Origin of the sequence: Shimazuella alba, from assembly GCF_009831235.1 — a bacterium.
GTDB classification, from domain to species: Bacteria; Bacillota; Bacilli; order Thermoactinomycetales; family Thermoactinomycetaceae; genus Shimazuella; species Shimazuella alba.
On the sequence record NZ_WUUL01000011.1, the window covers coordinates 38,153 to 52,729 of the forward strand.

A 14,577-nucleotide genomic window follows, 5' to 3' on the forward strand; every position below is an offset into this window, starting at 1 on the left:
CTATCTATTTTATGTTTGCTTTTATGCGTATATAAGTTATATTTTGTTTGCCAAATGCAGAATTTTTTGCGATAGGATGATAAAATGGTATATGGATTTTATGTGATGATATGATGTTTGAAGATGAGGCAAGAGATTTTTAAATAAACAAACCGGAGAGCAATAAGATGTAAGCCCCATTTTGGAGGAGTTATCATGAAACGTATCCTGTCTTTTCTATGTATCTTTTTACCGATCCTATCTTCTTGTATCTCTAATGCTGAACACCAGAAAAAGGAACAGCTGTTGATTGGTCATTGGAAAGAAGATAAATATGCTTGCAGACTTTATAATGAAATGGTTTTTCAAGAAAATGGTCAGGCAAAATTTTTAGTTGGTAGACATCAATGGTTAGAAGGATCGTATCAACACCTCAATGGTGATCTTTATGATATTGTAGCGCCTAAAGGAAGACACCATGAGATCACGATTCAAGTGAAGGGAAATCAAATGAAGATGAGCGCTGCCTATGTGGATTCATTTTGTCTCATGAAACGGGTAACATAAATAAGGACATGAAATACCATAAGCTAATTTCTACTGCTCTCTACCAACACCCAAATACTAGTCTCTAACATATAAGGTGCTCGCTTAAATTTTAAAGTGATCAGCGAATTATCATTGATTCCAGTATGTGTATAAAAGGGGTGCACGTGGAGATACGTGTAAAAACAGAACATTAGTCCTAATTGCTTTCATATAGCACCACAAAACAACCAACTATCTCTGTCATTAAGTAGCTGGTTGTTTGACTTTGTTTTCTTATTAATCCTATTCTTACAGCTGATAGCGATTGTGAGCGTTGATTATTTCATTTGGTTAAAAAATAAATCTTTCTATCCTCTATGTTGCCTAAAGATTATTGCAGTACCAAGAAACGCGTAAGCTGGTACGAAAATATCTCCATTCTTCGTTTCTACTACTGGAAACCCATTTCCTTCGATATATTTACGTGTGTCTGAGATATCATGCACTGTAACCGCATATCCGACAAATCCTGGCAAAGGAGGCGATGCTTCACCTGGTAAAATATCATTCAGTCGAGATTCAGGAACAATTGTTATGTGTGCACCATTAAGATCAAAAATTCGTTTTGCTTCCTCTATTTGTGCATCTTGACCTAAATAGCGACAGTAACGTTTGGTGAAATCATCAAGCTGAGAATCAGTAACGCAAAGAATTATTTCCACAAGTTCAATCGCTCCATTAGGATGATTCATGTGGGCTTGTGTCTTCAAAATATCCAATGACGGATTTTCGGCAATGGCCAATCGACCTTCGGGAATATCTTCTCCATCAATTTCAAGGTAATGTAAAGGGAATAGTTGCTTTCCATTTGTGGTTTCGATTGGGCGTTGTATGGGATTAACACCACTATGTTTAACCCCTACTTGATCGAATTGAGCCGCTGATGCTTCTGCATCGGATGTGCAGAAGCACAAAATATGTGTTCCCTCAAAACGTGATAGGCATTTAGAAATTTTAGAAACAGTACGGCGAATATTTTTGATAATTTGAGGAATTACAGTCGGTGGGGCCTGAAGGGAGACGAGATGGGCATTGTGAGGAATCCGTTTTTCGTCATCCACTACAGTAACTATTTCGATGAAATTATGAAGAAATGTAGCGTGTGTATTTCCTGCACCAAATGGTTTGGGAATCTCCCCTTCTTTTTCAGCCATCATTGGATAAGACGGTTCAGGCAAAATGAATCCAATTTTTCGATATAACTCTAGAGCGATTCCCATATCTGTTACAACATGACCTACGTGATGTATATGCTTGATTTTAGTGCTCATCGTGTTCACTACTTTCTTCTTTTTCTTATTTTTCCGTAACCCTCAAAAAGGTGTTAGTTTTGATAGGGATAATTGCTCTTTAATAAAAACCAGTGTCGTAAATTGATTATTTTATTGGTGGAATGAGGTTTTTTAAGTTGAATTTTTGGTTTTATCCTACAAACCGGATAGTCGGTATGTAGATTATAAAAAATTAAACCTTTAATTCTTCATAAAAACTATCCCATAAAGTTAATAAGGATAATTTCATATGCTCCCTATTTATTTGTCCAAATACTCTATGCAAACCAAATCCATCTATCGAGTAGATAAACATTTTTGCAATTTCTTCATCTTTCATAGGTGTGTTAATTTCCCCACGATCTCTAGCCTCCTGTATAACCTCCTTCCAAGTCTCCATTTGTGCTTTTTGAGACTTCAATAATTTTCTCTGGAAATCAGGAACAAACTTTAAAGCATCAAAAGTAAGAGAAATGTAATTTACAGTCAGCTTAGGAGCCTCTTCATTGATAAAGTAATCGATATAATCGTGATAAAATTGAAACAAAGATTCCTTACTAAATTTGTTATAAGAATCGTCTATAACAGTAGCAAAGGCAAAATTAATTACCTCAACAAAAAGTTGCTCTTTACTTTCGAAATAATGATAAAATGCCCCCTTTGACATTCCTGTCTTATCAACAATTTCCTTCAATGTAACCTCTTTGTAACTTTTCTGCATAAAAAGGTTTAAGGAAACATTTAAAATGTGTTCTTTCGTATTTGTCATCAGTTCACTCCTTTTAACAAACCGACCGTTTGGTCTGTAGCTAATTTACCTCATTCTCAGATATTTATCAAATGTTATTTTTACAATATATCTGCTAAAGGAAATTTTATTATGTGGAGTATGAGGGAGAAAACCAATATTTGTTTCAGCTTATACATTGCTATGGATTGCTGTATTTTTTTCATCCGGTCGAAGACTGGAAAGGAGTTCAGTGACAATTAAGGTCTTTCTGTATGGGGAAGGGAGGACAAAAATTTTCTACTGAATTCATGTAAGAGAACTTCTCGGACATGTTCAATACTCTAGGTTTCTGGATACAGCCTGTGTAAAATAATTTCGACGCAGTAGTATCAAGCACATCGTTCTAGAACAGCTTGAGGAGTATTTTTTCGAAGTTGCATTTACTCGTTGGCGACCTGACATAATTATCTACTGGAACCGGTTGTCTAGCATGCTAGAATGGTGTAACAGGTCTACGGTAATGATGAATATCCAAGTTCTCGATGTGCTTGATTTTTGAAAATCTTGAGAAAGTAACAGGGCTACGTAAAATTGTGCACGTTTGTTGCGATGGGACGCACCTAGTTGAATCTAAATACATTAACTAGAATATATGTCTAGGGATAAAACATCACGATACGCAAAAAAGGCCCAGTATGATTCGTATTCCTAAAATGAATGTGGGAAAATTTATGTATCACAATAGGAAAGGGGCCTTGATCAGCACATAAATAGGAGGGTATGCAAACATTACTTACCAAAAAGCTATATGGATTATTTTGTTGACTGGAGATGATATTCTACTTGTATGCGATGAAGTAACTCATGGCAACCTTTGGAGACGAGATCAAATGTCTCATCAAAGTCTCCAGTAAAATAAGGATCGGGAATTTCTTGATAGCTAGTCTCTGGAATAAAGTCTACAAATCGGTATAGGTGAGAGCAAGGACGCCCAGATAAACGTGTCAAATTTTTAAAATTACTATTATCCATTGCGATTATAAAGTTAAAATAGGTAAAATCAGAAGGAGCGACTTGTCTCGCTTCCATCCCAACATATGACATACCTGCTTGGTCCAATTTGGTTCGGGTACCGACATGGGGTATATTTCCGATATGCCAATCTCCAGTACCTGCTGAATCAATGTGTATCTTATCTTGTAAACCTGCTTCTTTTACGTAATGTCTAAAAACAGCTTCAGCCATAGGAGAACGACAGATGTTACCCAGACAGACAAATAATACGGATATCATGCTATTACTCCTTAATTAAAATAATTTCATTTTTAGTTTAACATAATAACCTAGTAGATGGACAGTCTACTTCATTTTTGTATAAAGTTGAAAATGAGTGAGTCAGGAGAATTACTATATGTTAAAAAATATTGGATACTTAGGACCCGTAGGTTCTTTTAGTCACGAGGCAGCAGAGTCCTTGTTTAGACCCGATTTATATCGTCATACCCCGCTGACGAGCATTCCTGATGTGATCAGTGCTGTAGATAAAGGTTCTGTTGATCTTGGTGTTGTACCAGTAGAAAATGCGATTGAAGGTTCCGTCACTGCAACGTTAGACTGGCTGGTGCACCAAGTGAATTTACCTATTGTAGCAGAGTTTCTTTTCCCTATCTCACAATGTATCGTTGCGCATCCAGATCAAAAAAATACACCTGCTAATAAAATTAAAAAAATTATGTCTCACCCACAAGCGATTGCCCAATGTCGTGTATACTTAAAAGAGAAATATCCCCAAGCAGAGTGGGTATTCACCGATAGTACTTCTCAAGCTGCAAAGATTGTTGCAGACTCTCCGAATGAACCATGGATTGCTATTGGTGCAAGACAGGCAGCTGTGATGAATGAGTTAGATATTCTGGAATCTCATGCAGAAGACCATTCAAATAACGTCACTAGGTTTATTGTAATTAGTAAAAATGAAGATACATGGAGCAAAGATTCCAAGTTGTTTAAAACAAGCTTGCAAGTTACATTGCCAAAAGACTACCCAGGGGCTTTGTATCAAGTATTAGCTAGTTTTTCTTGGCGCAAAATTAACTTAACACATATTGAGTCTCGTCCAACCAAAACAGGGATTGGTAATTATTTCTTTTTGATTGATGCAGATTTACCAGTTGAACATGTTTTACTAAAAGGTTGTATAGAAGAGATTGAAGCGATTGGATGTAAAATTCGGGTATTAGGCTCGTATCCATGTTTCTCGTTTTTGGAGAAGGCTATTCATTGACAAGCAGTAGTGCCAGGCTTATACTTACAGAAATCTAAATAATTATTAAAAATTATGGGAGGATTAGAAATGGAAAGCGAACGTTGGGTTTTTCTGAATGGCGAATATAAAAGAAAATCAGAAGCAATGATTTCGGTATTCGATCATGGCTTTTTATATGGTGATGGAGTTTTTGAAGGAATTCGTGTTTATAGTGGAAATGTTTTTCGCCTTCATGAGCATATGGTTCGTCTGTACGAATCTGCAAAGTCAATCCTCCTAGATATTCCTTATTCATTGGACGAATTAGAAGCACACGTTGTAGAAACCGTTCGCAAAAATCAGCTTGTAGATGCTTACATTCGACTTGTTGTATCTCGTGGTGATGGTCCATTAGGTTTGGATCCATCGGAGTGTGAAATCGCAAATGTCGTTATCATTGTTGATAAAATCCGTCTATATTCACAAGAACTTTATGATAAGGGACTTACCGTAGTAACCGTTCCGACCAGAAGAAATATTCCAGACGCTCTAAATCCGCGTGTAAAATCGCTTAACTATTTAAACAATATCCTCGCAAAATCAGAAGCAAAACAAGCTGGTGCTGGGGAAGCGATTATTCTTTCTAGCGATGGATATGTAACTGAAGGTTCAAGTGATAACATTTTTATGGTAAAAGATAATGTTCTTTATACCCCTCCTTGTTATTTGGGAGCATTAAAAGGGATCACCAGACAAACGATCATCGATATCGCTGGGGAACTAGGCTATCCATTAAAAGAAGAGCCATTTACCCGACATGATTTATTTAATGCGGATGAAGTATTATTAACAGGAACTGGTGCAGAAGTAATATCTGTCGTACAAGTAGATGGTCGCTCAGTCGGTAAAGGGGTTCCAGGACCTGTTTCAAAAGATTTAATTAGTCAATTCAGAAAATTAGTAACCGTTGATGGTGTATCTGCTTTTCCTAGTGAAGTAAAATTATAAATCCATCACATAAAACCCACACCGTTTTAATTCAAAACGGTGTGGGTTATTTTTTAGTTTAGCACATCTTTTTTGGAAAATACGACAAAGGCAATCACAATAGCTACTAAGGACCATATAGAAAGCATCGCCAAGGAAAATGGCAGACTCATACCGGAGATGATCACTGGTTTTCCAGCGAGATAATCCGTTAAACGGAGATTGATAAAAATAAAGTAACGCAAACTTTGCCATGTAGGAGCCAACTGAGAGAGTAGGCTGCCAGAAATAACAGCAGCCAGCATAACACCCATGCTTGTAGCTGTATTTCTTACTAGTACGGACACCATAAAGGAGATCGTGCCAACTGCCAATGCTGAGAACCATGCTAATCCATAAGCGAAAATAATATATTTCCATTGAGGTATCAAATGGACTTGTGTGGTAATTAATTGATCTCCTTGTTGGATGAAACCAGTTAATACGGGAAGATCCCATCCTTTATACCCAAATATGATCCCAGATATAAGGTAACTGAGTAACCCAGTGATCAACATCACCAATGAAACACTTAAGAGTAAGGCTAAGTATTTACTCAGTAAGACTTTCCAACGTGCGACTGGTCTAGTTAATAGTAACTTTATTGTCCCGTTCCCATATTCGGATGAGACCAAATCAGCGGCTAAAATAACAACGATTAGCGGTATAAATAAAGCGACTGCTTCTTCTACAAATTTTCGAACGAATGTAGGTGCTCCAGGTGAAGTTGGATTTATATTATTTTTCAAATAATATTTTTCTTGCGCAATCGTTAAGCGAGTCCATTTTTTCCATTCATCGGGTACTCTACTTGAAGTGAGTCGATTTTCTTGATCGATAATTTGTTGTTGCAATATAGCTTTCCAATCAGAAGTTCCTATTTGTTTTATGGTTGTTTGTACGGTTATATACTGAGCATAGGTAAAGATCGGAATGAGTACTGCTAAGATAAGAACAACTACTAGAAATCGCTTTTTGCGAAACATTTTCAATAGTTCATTGTAAACAAGTTTAGCCAATACCCTCACCGCCTGTTATCTCTAAGAAGATATCTTCAAGGGTTTGATTCATTGGTCGAATTGCACTAACTTGAATTTTAGAGGAAAGTAGTAATTGGTTGGTTTCTGCAATTTTTTCAACAGGCATATGTACCATTAAACGTTCTTTTCCGAGTTGTTCGACATTTTTGATATAAGGTAGATTGGACAAATGAGAGACTGCATTTGGTAATGGGTCTACAGACCATTCTACTTTGCTTTCTTCTCCAACCAATTGTACAACAGGAGCAGTTTTTAATACTTTTCCATGGCTAATGATCGCCACTCGATCACATAGAAGTTGGATTTCATATAGGATATGACTGGATATGAAGATACTAATGGATTGTTCTTGAGACAGACGACGGATAAATGCGCGTAGTTCGCGGATTCCCGCAGGGTCTAGTCCGTTTGTGGGTTCGTCCAAAATAAGCAATTGTGGATCACCTAAAAGTGCTTGTGCAATCCCTAAACGTTGCCGCATACCAAGGGAATATGTTTTAACGGTTTCATCGATCCGTTTGTCTAGTTCGACTAAGCGAACTACTTCTTCAATTCTCTTGGTATCAATCCCATCAATCATGCGGGCAAAATGTTCTAAGTTTTCTCGTCCTGTTAGATAAGGATATAGCTCTGGATTTTCGACAATGCAGCCTACTTGTTTAATCGCCTGAAGAAAATCAGATTGAAGGTTATAACCTCCTATGACAATAGAACCAGAGGTCGGTCTGATCAATCCTACTAACATACGAATAGTGGTTGTTTTCCCAGCACCATTTGGTCCCAGAAAACCAAAAATTTCACCTGCTTTTACTTCGAAAGAAACATCATCGACGATTGTTCGAGCTCCAATTTTTTTGGTGAGGTGTTCAACAGACAATACAGCTTCCATATCATTGGCCTCCTTACTCATTAATTACTTGGAAAACACGATCTGCTATTCGCCGGTACCCGGCATCATTTGGATGAAAATGATCACTTGATAGATGTTGTTTGTTATTTACTTGGAACAAATCGAAAGTCGGAACAACAATTACTTTTGAATAGTTAGAAGTTATTTTAAGAAGAGCACTGTTCCAATCTGCTACTAGCGAAGAGGTCAATTTTTCATTCTCTAGCCCGGAAAATGGGTTGTAAATACCCATAAAAATGATCGTAGCATTTGGATTCAATTTCCGCAGGAGCTGGAGAATACTCGATATATTTTTCTTGTACGCATCTAAACTTTTCTTAGAGCTCGCTAAGTCGATGTTTTCTAATTGACCACTTCCGCGAAATAAATCATTGCTGCCAATGGTGATGGTGATCCATTTTGCTTGTTTCACTAAAGTTTGTGTTTGCGTATCTTCTACCTGCTTGACCAGTTGAGGAGAAACTTCACCGCTAACAGCGAGGTTCATCATACTGAGACTGGATTGGCCTGTAGTTTCCATTTTCTTTTTTAAGCGACCTAGATATCCTTGTCCGCTAGAGTCACCAATTCCTCTTGTTAAAGAATCCCCTAAACCAAGTAACAATCCTTCTTTGCTTATCGAAACATTCTCATTTGACTGTGTTATTTGCTGTGTAGTTTGGATTTGGGGTAGGAGAATTTCTTTGACTCCGAGAGCAAATCCAGTGATCAAAAACACAGTGGAGAGTGCAGCCACGATATAAACGAACATCATAGTCTTCTTCCGCATATTTTTCTCCTTTTCATTTGATCCATTGATTATTGTACCGCTTATGTTCTCCATAAGATACCGTTCTTAAGTCCTATTTCAAAAACGGAAAGCAAAATTAGCCCACTTCATGCATAGGATGAAGATATATGCTTTTTTAATTAGGAGGATGGGCATGAAAATTCATATTGTTCGACCAGGAGAAGTCTTTGAAGAGATTGTACAGAAATATAATGTACCATTTGAAAGATTATTAGAAGCAAATCCAGATCTAGACAAAGAGAAGGTTTCTTTGGAGCCTGGAAACAAAATACGAATTCCTTCTGGAAAAGTACCATTATCGATTCCGGATTCAAGAAAAGAGGAAGCATTAGTAGAGGATATAACTCCTATTTTTTTAGAACCAGTTCCCCTTGATGAAACAGAGTTAAGTTGGGAATTGGAAGATGAGGATGAATGGGACGATTTAGAGAGTGAATTAGATGAAGAAGAATTTTCATCTGTCGCATCTCCATTTGCTCCTATTTTCCCAACACAACCAGGATTTCAACCTTATTTTTCAACGTCACAATTTGAGCCGTTGCCAGTTATGCCTTATCCAATCTATCCACCGCCTATATATCCTCCAACAACCTATCAAAAAATGAGAAAAGCAAAAAAAGAGAGCTCTTCAACCGTATACGGATGAACCAGAAACCAAATATAAAACAGATGTCTTTGGGATTATCTACCGAAATTGTAGATATACAAGCATATCGCAATTATTGGATGATCATAGGAGAAAAAGAAAAATGGATTGCCAAACCGTTTCCAGATAATCAGCATAGTATTTGGTGGGGAGATATTGAACAAGAGTTAAGGAAGAGAGGATTTCATTCATTTCCAAAAACAAAACAAATAGGTACTTGGCTCTTATCTTTATTTATTGAAGGTACTACGATTTCTTATAAAGAAAAAACGCATCTTTTTGCCCTTATGCAGCTGCTTGCGCAGTTTCATCAGAAAGGGCAATACTTAGAAACGCCGCCTATTAAACAGGTGGCGTATCTCTTATCTGATAGACTATATGATCGTTTGGATCATTTTTATCATCTTTTGGTGAGACCAAAGAGAATAAATGCAAGTAGGGTTGTACAATTGCTCCATTATATGGGTCCTCGATTTTACCATCATGCATACGAATCTTATCTGAAACTGTGTAGAAATGGACTGATAACCTATGGAGAGGCTTCCAGCCGTCATCATATGCTGTGTCACAGGGATCTAGCTAGTCATAACTGGGTTTTGGATAAGCGAGAAAATCCTTGGATGATTGATTTCGAGACTGCCTCGTATGATTTACAGATAGGAGATGTGTGGCAGATATGCTCTAGAATTTTGTGCGAACATCAATGGGATGTTTCATTATGCAAACAATTAATTCAGTCCTACGAGGTGGTAAAACCTTTAGCATCATGGGAGAAACAAATATTAGCAACTTTATTTCTATTTCATAATGAGTTTCTACGGGAGACAATTGGTATACTAGAGAAGAAATCAGGATACAAAGAAGAACAAACCATTCCTTACTTAGAGAAGATGGCTTTTGATTATCCTATTTGGTTACAGCGAGTTGGTCAGATTAGAATATGGTTAAACAAATAATGTTCTTTTCATTTAACTTTTTCAGTCTGATGAATGAGTATGTTATGATAAATTTGACATGCTTTCAAGGAGGCACAAAATAAAATATGAGAGTCGGATTAGCCCAGATGCGCCCTGCCTTAGGGGATATACAGCGCAATTATCATCTTCACTTGGATTGGATAAAAAAAGCCAAACAAAACCAAGTGGAGTTACTTTTGTTTCCTGAACTCAGTTTAACTGGTTATCACCTACTGGATCTAACATATGATCTTGGACGCTCCGTCCATAGTCAAGAAATAAAAGAATTGGTTACATACTCAAAGGATTTGGATATCGTTTTTGGATTTGTGGAATTAAGTGAAGATCATGTACTCTACAACTCCACGCTGTATGCAAGTAATGGAGAGATCGTTCATATTCATCGAAAGGTGTATCTTCCTACGTATGGTATGTTTGATGAAGGAAGGTATTTTGGACGAGGGGAAGTAATCCGAAGTTTTCCTACTCGTTTTGGACAAATGGGGATATTGATTTGCGAAGATATGTGGCACCCCTCTGCTCCGTTTTTACTTGCTCAAGATAAAGCGCAATTTATTTTGGTACCTTCCAATTCTCCGGCAAGATCATTGGATCAATCCGAGATTGGTTCGCAGTCTTTTTGGTATGCCAACCTAGAGAATCAAGCTGCATTAAATAGCCTTTTCATCCTATTTTGTAATCGAGTTGGAACAGAGGATGGAATCAGCTTTTTTGGAGGATCATCCATTGTAAATCCATATGGGGATGAGCTTGTAAGAGCAAATATGCTAGAAGAACAGTTGCTCTATACCGATATTGATTTAGATGAAGTGCGTCGTGCACGATTAGAAACTCCTTTATTACGAGATGAAAATTTGGACCTTACCATTCGTGAGTTAAACCGTATTCGTCAGAACCGGCTGGAACAGAAGAGGTGGACATAGATGGTTTCAAAATTAGAAGAACAATTACAAATGGCTCCTTATCTAGCATTGGATTCACCACTTGCGATCAGTATCCTCACATCTGCATTGAAAGAAGAAGTAGAGAAAGCAGGCTTTCATAAAGTAGTTTTAGGACTTTCTGGTGGGATAGACTCTGCTTTATCACTCTATTTAGCAGTACAAGCATTTGGTAAAGACAATGTCATTGCAGTATGTATGCCATATCGAACAAGCAGTGCTTCTAGTCTAACAGATGCCCAGAAAGTGATTCTTGATACAGGTGTACAATCTTTAACGGTTGACATCAGTCCACAAATTGATGCTTATTTTGAGTTGATGCCAGAAGCTACCCCATTGCGAAAAGGAAACAAAATGGCACGTGAGCGGATGACGATTTTGTACGATTTATCTGCTCATTACAATGCGCTTGTCGTCGGAACAAGCAATCGCACAGAATTGCTTTTAGGCTATGGTACACAATTTGGAGATGCGGCATCGGCAGTTAATCCACTAGGTGATTTATATAAAACACAAGTAAGACAGCTCTCCAAATTTATCGGAGTCCCGTCATCCATATTAGAAAAAGCACCGAGTGCAGACTTGTGGGAAGATCAAACAGATGAGAAAGAGTTAGGATTTTCTTATTATGACGTTGATCGGTTTTTATACCATCTTCTCGATAAAAGGTTAAGTAGAGAACAGCTTGTTCAGCAAGGATTTTCTGATACATTGGTGGAACAGGTTACCAAAAGAATCGCACGTAATCAATATAAGCGAAGAATGCCTATCATTATAAAAATTAGCAATCGAACAGTCGGGGTAGATTTTCGATATATGCGTGACTGGGGACTATAAAAAACAAGTATGATTCCTAGCAAAAAAATCAATACTTGTAGAGAGGAGAAAAACATGGCAGGACATTCAAAATGGAAAAATATTCAGCATCGTAAAGGCAGACAGGATGCGATCAAAGGAAAGATTTTTGCTAAATTGGGTCGAGAGATTTATGTGGCAGCGCGGAGAGGGGATAAAGACCCAGCAAATAACAATCAGCTAAGGCTTGCGATCGCTAAAGCAAAATCGCAAAATATGCCAAATGAGAATATAGAGCGTGCAATCAAAAAAGCAGCAGGAGAAGGTGATGGAAGCAATTATGAATCCATCACCTATGAAGGATATGGCCCAGATGGTATTGCGGTCCTTGTGGAAGCACTGACAGACAATCGAAATCGTACTGCAGCGGATGTTCGATTTGCTTTTACCAAACGGGGAGGGAATCTTGGAGAATCAGGCTGTGTTTCTTGGATGTTTAAGCGATTAGGTGTCATTGAGATTGAAAAAGAAGAGGTCTCCATGGAAGAAGAGGAGATGGAACTATTTTTGCTGGATCTTGATCCAGAAGATATGGAAATCTCGGAAGATACGTATGAAGTATACATAGAGCCTGAGCGTTTAGAAGAAGTACAGGCTTATCTGGAGCAACAAGAAATACCTTTATCAACAGCGGAAGTATCCATGATTCCAGAAAATAAAGTTAAAGTCCATGGGGATACAATTAAAAAAGTGTTGGATTTAATTGATGCATTGGAAGATCATGATGATATACAAGCAGTCTATACCAATTTTGATGCAGATGAGAATGAGATAGAAAAGTACAGTTAAGATATATAACAATATATATAGGCTCACTTTTGGGTGAGCTTTTTTATTTTTGTTCGACAAAACTGCTTAAAAAATCGTATGATAAAAGTCAAAACCAAATTAATCGATAGGTTTAGGGTAGATTAATGGGCAAAGCCATAGAGGTGGTTTGATGAATCTGAACAAAAACGACAAAATTCACTTTTTTTATTCTTTTATACAATCTCCAAAGCGCATTGGGAGTGTTATTCCTAGCTCTTCTTATCTTGCAAAAGAAATGTTTCGTTCTATAAATTTTGCTGAAATAAAATCAATTATTGAACTGGGTGCAGGAACAGGCGTTTTTACAAAGCTGATAGCAGAAAATATTTCCTCCTCTGCAAAAGGTCTCATTTTTGAACAAGACTCAATCATGCAGAATAAATTAAAGGAAACATATCCCAATTTGAATTTTTATTCGAATGCCTTGGAAATGACAAATATAGTGAATACGCTTGATGAACCATATGTAGATGTAGTAATTTCAAGCCTTCCTTTTGCGAACTTTTCCCGGGAAATAAGAACCCAAATAGCACAAGATATATATAAAGTATTAAAACCAAATGGGAAATTAGTCGCTTTTCAATATTCCAGGCAAATGAAACATACCTTTCAATCATTATTTGGTCATGTTTCGACTTCATTTGTTCCATTAAATATTCCACCTGCCTTTGTTTTCAACTGTAACAAAATCGCCCAATCAACTGAGAAATATCCTGTCGAATAAAATCGTTTGTGGTAAAATAGCTTTGTTCGAGGATTCATATGATTTTTGTTAGTTTGATTTCCTCACGTATGGTTTTTGAGGAGTGATTGGAATTGACCCTTTTTGGCCGATTCGTTTGTCTAACTACGGCTGTCGCGGTTATTTTAACAGGATGTTCCGATGATCAACCTGTAAAATCACAAAGCGATACCAAATCAGTCAAATACACCAATGAATTATTTAGTCAATCGATGAAATTGACTCAGGCAAAGGCACTACCCGCTCCAAAAATTGATATGACTACTTTAAAGCAAAAAATAGCACTTGAAGCAACGAGAATGCAACATGAGACATCTTTTTATCGAGGATCTCGTTATAAGAAACAGGTAGCTCTTACTTTTGATGATGGACCTGATAATAACTATACTCTGCAAATCCTAGATATTTTAAAGAAAGAACATGTAAAAGCAACTTTCTTTGTTGTAGGAACCATGGCGAAACGATATCCTTCCGTTCTTAAGCGGATTGATCAAGAAGGGCATATTGTTTCAAACCATTCTTGGAATCACCCTGTTTTAACGAAGCTCCCAGAGGCTGGTGTAATGAAACAGATTGAAGATACCAACAATGTGGTTAAGAATGTTATTGGGAAGACTCCTCTTTTAATTCGACCACCATATGGTGCTCTCAATAAGAAGTTGGCAAAATCTATTGGCAACAAAGGATACAAATTGATTTATTGGGATGTAGATACACTGGATTGGAATAACCAAACACCAGAGAAGATTTTGGGAACAGTGAAAAAAGATTTAAAAACAGGCAGTATTATTTTGCAACATAGTGCAGGCTCAAAAAGTATTCAAGCCACTGTCACTGCTTTACCAAACATCATTCATTACCTTAGAAATCAAGGATATGAATTTGTAACAATAGATGATATGTTGAATATGCCAGCATACAGCAAAAATTCTGGCCCGAATAAGAAGAAACCTGTCATGAAAAAAGTGCAACCTGAGTCACAAAAGTCTGACAAAAACTAAAAACATATTGTCATCAATGAAAGCAA

General features: G+C 37.2%; 16 protein-coding genes. 10 read left to right on the forward strand and 6 right to left on the reverse strand.

Annotated features, from left to right (window positions below):
- The first annotated feature begins 195 nt into the window (after positions 1 to 195).
- A complete protein-coding gene (locus GSM42_RS15220) occupies positions 196 to 546 on the forward strand; it encodes a hypothetical protein (protein ID WP_160802395.1) in 351 nt (116 codons plus the stop codon).
- A 329-nt stretch (positions 547 to 875) separates the two neighbouring features.
- Here the strand turns inward: GSM42_RS15220 and GSM42_RS15225 are convergent, their stop codons facing one another.
- The 3 genes from GSM42_RS15225 to GSM42_RS15235 form a co-directional block, all read right to left on the reverse strand.
- Entirely contained in the window at positions 876 to 1,838 is a 963-nt protein-coding gene (locus tag GSM42_RS15225) for a VOC family protein (RefSeq protein WP_160802396.1), read from the reverse strand.
- Positions 1,839 to 2,031: 193 nt separating this feature from the next.
- A complete protein-coding gene (locus GSM42_RS15230) occupies positions 2,032 to 2,607 on the reverse strand; it encodes a TetR/AcrR family transcriptional regulator (protein ID WP_160802397.1) in 576 nt (191 codons plus the stop codon).
- A 774-nt stretch (positions 2,608 to 3,381) separates the two neighbouring features.
- On the reverse strand, positions 3,382 to 3,861 hold the full coding sequence (locus GSM42_RS15235; RefSeq protein ID WP_160802398.1) for a low molecular weight protein-tyrosine-phosphatase: 480 nt from the start codon (positions 3,859 to 3,861) through the stop codon (positions 3,382 to 3,384).
- A 118-nt stretch (positions 3,862 to 3,979) separates the two neighbouring features.
- Between GSM42_RS15235 and pheA the strand changes: the two genes are divergently transcribed.
- Together pheA and ilvE are read left to right on the forward strand one after the other, a co-directional pair.
- On the forward strand, positions 3,980 to 4,852 hold the full coding sequence (pheA, locus tag GSM42_RS15240) for a prephenate dehydratase (RefSeq protein ID WP_160802399.1): 873 nt from the start codon (positions 3,980 to 3,982) through the stop codon (positions 4,850 to 4,852).
- 69 nt (positions 4,853 to 4,921) lie between these two features.
- Positions 4,922 to 5,821 carry a branched-chain-amino-acid transaminase gene (ilvE, locus tag GSM42_RS15245; protein WP_160802400.1) on the forward strand — a complete coding sequence of 300 codons (900 nt, stop codon included), beginning with the start codon at positions 4,922 to 4,924 and terminating at the stop codon, positions 5,819 to 5,821.
- Positions 5,822 to 5,874: 53 nt separating this feature from the next.
- On the opposite strand, the gene GSM42_RS15250 is transcribed toward ilvE, so the two are convergent.
- Genes GSM42_RS15250 through GSM42_RS15260 form a run of 3 tightly spaced genes read right to left on the reverse strand, consistent with a single transcriptional unit; the run spans position 5,875 to position 8,558 of the window.
- Positions 5,875 to 6,867: an ABC transporter permease subunit gene (locus tag GSM42_RS15250; RefSeq protein ID WP_160802401.1), complete on the reverse strand. Its 993-nt coding sequence runs from the start codon at positions 6,865 to 6,867 to the stop codon at positions 5,875 to 5,877.
- Positions 6,851 to 7,768, reverse strand: a complete 918-nt coding sequence (locus GSM42_RS15255; RefSeq protein ID WP_160802402.1) for an ABC transporter ATP-binding protein — start codon at positions 7,766 to 7,768, stop codon at positions 6,851 to 6,853. Before GSM42_RS15255 ends, GSM42_RS15250 begins: the two co-directional genes overlap by 17 nt.
- Positions 7,769 to 7,781: 13 nt before the next feature.
- Positions 7,782 to 8,558 carry a GDSL-type esterase/lipase family protein gene (locus GSM42_RS15260; protein WP_160802403.1) on the reverse strand — a complete coding sequence of 259 codons (777 nt, stop codon included), beginning with the start codon at positions 8,556 to 8,558 and terminating at the stop codon, positions 7,782 to 7,784.
- Between the two features lie 154 nt (positions 8,559 to 8,712).
- On the opposite strand from GSM42_RS15260, the gene GSM42_RS15265 reads away from it, so the two are divergent.
- The 7 genes from GSM42_RS15265 to GSM42_RS15295 all read left to right on the forward strand — a co-directional run bounded on the left by GSM42_RS15265 (position 8,713) and on the right by GSM42_RS15295 (position 14,551).
- On the forward strand, positions 8,713 to 9,225 hold the full coding sequence (locus GSM42_RS15265) for a LysM peptidoglycan-binding domain-containing protein (RefSeq protein ID WP_160802404.1): 513 nt from the start codon (positions 8,713 to 8,715) through the stop codon (positions 9,223 to 9,225).
- A complete protein-coding gene (locus GSM42_RS15270; protein WP_160802405.1) occupies positions 9,222 to 10,181 on the forward strand; it encodes a phosphotransferase in 960 nt (319 codons plus the stop codon). The genes GSM42_RS15265 and GSM42_RS15270 overlap by 4 nt, the downstream gene beginning before the upstream one ends.
- 86 nt (positions 10,182 to 10,267) lie before the next feature.
- Entirely contained in the window at positions 10,268 to 11,125 is an 858-nt protein-coding gene (locus tag GSM42_RS15275) for a nitrilase-related carbon-nitrogen hydrolase (RefSeq protein WP_160802406.1), read from the forward strand.
- Positions 11,126 to 11,980 (forward strand): NAD+ synthase, encoded by an 855-nt coding sequence (locus tag GSM42_RS15280; protein ID WP_237446645.1) that lies wholly within the window; start codon positions 11,126 to 11,128, stop codon positions 11,978 to 11,980.
- Positions 11,981 to 12,034: 54 nt separating this feature from the next.
- On the forward strand, positions 12,035 to 12,787 hold the full coding sequence (locus tag GSM42_RS15285; RefSeq protein WP_160802407.1) for a YebC/PmpR family DNA-binding transcriptional regulator: 753 nt from the start codon (positions 12,035 to 12,037) through the stop codon (positions 12,785 to 12,787).
- A 151-nt stretch (positions 12,788 to 12,938) separates the two neighbouring features.
- Positions 12,939 to 13,532 carry a class I SAM-dependent methyltransferase gene (locus GSM42_RS15290; RefSeq protein WP_160802408.1) on the forward strand — a complete coding sequence of 198 codons (594 nt, stop codon included), beginning with the start codon at positions 12,939 to 12,941 and terminating at the stop codon, positions 13,530 to 13,532.
- Positions 13,533 to 13,624: 92 nt separating this feature from the next.
- On the forward strand, positions 13,625 to 14,551 hold the full coding sequence (locus GSM42_RS15295) for a polysaccharide deacetylase family protein (RefSeq protein WP_160802409.1): 927 nt from the start codon (positions 13,625 to 13,627) through the stop codon (positions 14,549 to 14,551).
- Positions 14,552 to 14,577: the final 26 nt, after the last annotated feature.